Origin of the sequence: Bradyrhizobium sp. ORS 375, assembly GCF_000239775.1 — a bacterium.
GTDB lineage: Bacteria > Pseudomonadota > Alphaproteobacteria > Rhizobiales > Xanthobacteraceae > Bradyrhizobium.
Genome location: NZ_CAFI01000360.1, coordinates 1 through 3,981, shown reverse-complemented (window position 1 = coordinate 3,981; position 3,981 = coordinate 1). Strand labels below are relative to the sequence as shown.

The 3,981-nt window shown below is 68.1% G+C and carries 4 protein-coding genes; 1 reads left to right on the top strand and 3 read right to left on the bottom strand.

Annotation, left to right across the window (positions count from 1 at the left end; genetic code table 11):
• Window positions 1-76: 76 nt before the first annotated feature.
• Entirely contained in the window at window positions 77-709 is a 633-nt protein-coding gene (locus tag BRAO375_RS25350) for a glutathione S-transferase family protein (RefSeq protein ID WP_009030306.1), read from the bottom strand.
• A gap of 60 nt (window positions 710-769) precedes the next feature.
• A complete protein-coding gene (locus tag BRAO375_RS25345) occupies window positions 770-1,363 on the bottom strand; it encodes a GNAT family N-acetyltransferase (protein ID WP_009030305.1) in 594 nt (197 codons plus the stop codon).
• A 91-nt stretch (window positions 1,364-1,454) separates the two neighbouring features.
• Between BRAO375_RS25345 and BRAO375_RS25340 the strand changes: the two genes are divergently transcribed.
• On the top strand, window positions 1,455-2,339 hold the full coding sequence (locus BRAO375_RS25340; protein WP_009030304.1) for an alpha/beta fold hydrolase: 885 nt from the start codon (window positions 1,455-1,457) through the stop codon (window positions 2,337-2,339).
• A 14-nt stretch (window positions 2,340-2,353) separates the two neighbouring features.
• Here BRAO375_RS25340 and glpK read toward each other — a convergent pair whose 3' ends face one another.
• Window positions 2,354-3,856 carry a glycerol kinase GlpK gene (glpK, locus tag BRAO375_RS25335; protein WP_009030303.1) on the bottom strand — a complete coding sequence of 501 codons (1,503 nt, stop codon included), beginning with the start codon at window positions 3,854-3,856 and terminating at the stop codon, window positions 2,354-2,356.
• Between the last annotated feature and the right edge of the window lie 125 nt (window positions 3,857-3,981).

The following is a 3,981-nucleotide window of genomic DNA, read 5'->3' as shown; positions in this document are numbered from 1 at the left end:
CCCTCACCCCGACCCTCTCCCCGTGAAGGACGGAGAGAGGGAGTGCACCGCCGTCGCGGCAAGAGAATCAGTTGAACTAATCCCCGCTCGGTGGCGCGAGCGGTTGCACGATCTCCTGGAATGGCGGCAGGGCCTCGCATTTGGCGGCATGGGCCGCCAGCGCGGGATAGCGCGCCGGATCGAACAGATGCGGATGGGCCTCAGACGTGAAGCGTAGCATGCAGGCGACGGCGATGTCGGCGTGGCCGATCCGATCGCCGTACCAATACTCCGTCGAGACCGCGGCGCGCTCGGCCTCCAGCATCGCCAGCACCCCGGAGATCTGGGCCTCGCAGCGCGCGACCCACAGCGCGAGCTGATCCTTGCGCAGCACACGCTCGTAGATCAGGCTGACGGCCTTGTCGCCGAGCCCGGTGGCGAGCGCGATCGTGTGCAGCTGCTGGCGGCGCAATCCACCGCGCGGCGCAAGCATCGCGCGCTCGGCCCCCACCGCCTCGTCGAGATGGTCGAGAATCGCCGCCGAATCGATCAGCGCCTCGCCGCCGTCGAGCACCAGCACCGGCACCCGCAGCAGCGGATTGTACGGCGCGATCTTGTCGGCATCGCCGAAGGTCGACCACGGCTTGTGCTCGAACGGGATGCCGTACAGCCTGAGCGCGATCGCGGTCCGGCGGACGAAAGGCGAGTCGTATTGGCCGATCAGGAACATGAGGCATTCTCCTGCTCCAGGCATTGAAGCGTCATTCGGCCAAATTGTCAGCTGCCAACTTTACCCCAGCAGCGGCACATGCGCTGCGACATCGCGCGGCAGGGTGCCGTCGAGGCGGGGATCGGGGGCGATCTCGATCTGGCGGCGGAACGGGCGGAAGCCGGAACGCTGGTAGAAGGCGAGCGCGCGCGGGTGATCGAAGCTGCAGGTGTGGACCCAGAGCCGAGTCAGCGGCTGCGCCCAGGCGCGGCGCAGCGCGTGGTTCATCAGCAGCCGGCCGGCGCCGGTGCCGATCAGCTTGGACGTGACACCGAACAGCACCAGCTCGCACTCGTTGTTCCTGCGGAAGTCGAGCTCCAAAAGGGCCTCGTCGCCGCCGTCATGTTCCAGCGTGGAGATCTCGACTCCGTCCGCGCCGATGGTGCGTGCAAGCTCGGCCCTGCTCATCCGCAACCGCTGCGACCAAAGCCACTCCCGTCCGACCCGCGCATACAGGTCGCGGTACCAGTCAGGGTCGGGCTGCGCGACGCGGCGAATGCGCCACGCGCCGGCCGGATCGGGCGGCAACATCGGCCGCGCCAGCATCTCAAGCGAGGTGACAACCGCGGCGATCTTGCCGGGCGGGACGTCGAAAATGCTATCGGGAACGGACATTGCAAAAGGCCTGCGGAGTTACCCGGGACGTAATTGGCTTGCGTGGGCGCACCCGGCATCGTCGGCGCATTGAACATCAGGAGCCATGCCCATGCAACGACGAGACATGCTGCTGACTGCGGCCGCCGCGAGCCTCGCCGCCAACGTCGCCAGAGCCGCGCCGGCCGCGACAGCGCCACGCATCCGCACCAGCGACGGCGTCGTGCTGTATCACGAGGACTGGGGCAGCGGCCGCCCGGTGCTGTTCGTCCATGCATGGGCGCTGACCAGCGCGATGTGGAGCTATCAGATCGCCGAGCTCAGTCCACGCGGCTTGCGCTGCATCGCCTTCGACCGGCGCGGCCATGGCCGCAGCGACGTGCCGGGCAGCGGCTATGATCTCGATCGCTTCGCCGACGACATCGCCGAGGTGATCGCGCAGCTCGGCCTCGACGAGGTCGCCCTGGTCGGCATGTCCATGGGCTGCAACGAGATCCTCAACTACGTCGCCCGCCATGGCACCGCGCGCATCTCCCGGATCGCGATGCTCGGGCCGACCACGCCGTATCCGCTGCAGACCGCCGACAATGCGCTCGGTGCGCCGCAGGCCTATTTCGAGCAGAGCTGGGCGGCCTGGCAGCGCGACTTCCCGAAATGGATCGAGGACAACAAGCTGCCGTTCTTCACCAAGGACACCTCGCCGCAGACGATGGAATGGGTCGCGGCGATGATGCGGCAGATCCCGATTGCGGTGGCCGTTGCCACCAGCCGCGCGCTGATCTCCCGGGATCTGCGACCGGTGCTGCCCAGGATCGACCGCCCCGTTCTGATCCTGCATGGCGACGCCGACGTGTCGGCGCCGCTGGACATGACAGGCAGGCCGACGGCGAATGGCATCAGGGGCGCCGAGCTGAAGGTCTATCCCGGCGGCCCGCACGGCTTGTTCGTCACCCACATGGCGCAGGTCAATGCCGACCTCGCCGCCTTCCTGGCGTGAGGCCTGCGCGTCTCCTACTCGCCCTCGTCGCTCGCCAGCACGCCCTTCACCGCGCGGGCCCAGCCGGCGAGCTTGCGCTGGCGGGTGGCGGCGCTCATCGCCGGCCTGAAGCGGTGCTCGAGCCGCCAATTGTCGGCGAATTTTTCCGGCTCCGGATAGACGCCCGCATTGAGGCCGGCGAGATAGGCGGCGCCGAGCGCGGTCGTCTCCTGGATCATCGGACGGTCGACCGGCGCGTCGAGCAGATCGGCGAGGCGCTGCATGGTCCAGTCCGAGGCGGTCATGCCACCGTCGACGCGCAGCACGATGGTGGCGGCGGACGCATCGGGCCAGTCGGCGCGCATCGCGGCCCACAGATCGTAGGTCTGGTAGCAGACGCTTTCGAGCGTGGCGTGCGCCAGCTCGGCCGGGCCGGTGTTGCGGGTCAGGCCGAACAGTGCGCCACGGACGCGCGGATTCCAATACGGCGCACCGAGGCCGACGAAGGCCGGCACGAGATAGACCGACTGCATCGAGTCCGACTTGTCGGCGAGCGGGCCGGTCTCGGCGGCGTGCTTGATGATGCCGAGCCCGTCGCGCAGCCATTGCACGGCGGAGCCGGCGACGAAGATCGAGCCTTCGAGCGCGTAGGTCCTGACGCCGTTCAGCTGATAGGCGATGGTCGTCAGCAGCTTGTTGTTGGACTTCACCGGCGTGGCGCCGGTGTTGAGCAGCGCGAAGCAGCCTGTGCCATAGGTCGACTTCATCATGCCGGGCGTGAAGCAGGCCTGTCCGATGGTCGCGGCCTGCTGGTCGCCGGCGATGCCGGCGACCTTGATCGGGCCACCGAACAGATCGGGTGTGGTGGTGCCGAAATCGGCGGAGGAATCCTTCACCTCGGGAAGCATCGAGCGCGGCACGCGCAACAGCTTCAGCAGCGTGTCGTCCCACGTGCCGGTGTGGATGTTGAACAGCAGCGTACGCGAGGCGTTGGTGGCGTCGGTGGCGTGCACGCGGCCGCCGGTCAGCCGCCACAGCAGATAGCAGTCGACGGTGCCGAACATCAGCTCGCCGCGCTCGGCGCGCTCGCGCGCGCCCGGCACGTGGTCGAGGATCCAGGCGACCTTGGTGCCGGAGAAATAGGGGTCGATGATCAGGCCCGTCCTGGCGCTGACGTCGGGCTCATGGCCGTCGGCCTTGAGCTTCGCGCAGATATCCGCGGTGCGGCGGTCCTGCCAGACGATGGCGCGATGGACGGCCTGCCCGGTGGCGCGGTCCCACACCACGGTGGTCTCGCGCTGGTTGGTGATGCCGATCGCGGCGATGTCCTTTGCGGCAAGGCCCGCCTTCTCCAGCGCATCGCGGCAGGTCATCACCGTCGAGGTCCAGATGTCCTCCGGCTCGTGCTCGACCCAGCCCGAGGCCGGGAAATGCTGCGGGAATTCCTGCTGCGCGACCGCGGCAATCGAGATGTCGGAGCGGAACACCATCGCGCGCGAGGACGTGGTGCCCTGATCGATGGCCAGCACGAAGGACATGGGCGGTTCTTCCCGGGAGGTTGACGTTGGGCCGACAAGCAAGCGGATTGGCGGGGGAAGGTCAAGGTGGCGCTCCATGTGTGGTGCCAACCCTCCCCTGGAGGGGGAGGGTCGACTCGCATGAA

Excerpts from the sequence above, each read along its gene's own strand:
- BRAO375_RS25345 (WP_009030305.1), bottom strand. The coding sequence starts at position 1,363 with ATGTCCGTTCCCGATAGCATTTTCGACGTCCCGCCCGGCAAGATCGCC.
- BRAO375_RS25340 (WP_009030304.1), top strand. The coding sequence starts at position 1,455 with ATGCAACGACGAGACATGCTGCTGACTGCGGCCGCCGCGAGCCTCGCC.
- BRAO375_RS25350 (WP_009030306.1), bottom strand. The coding sequence starts at position 709 with ATGTTCCTGATCGGCCAATACGACTCGCCTTTCGTCCGCCGGACCGCG.
- glpK (WP_009030303.1), bottom strand. The coding sequence starts at position 3,856 with ATGTCCTTCGTGCTGGCCATCGATCAGGGCACCACGTCCTCGCGCGCG.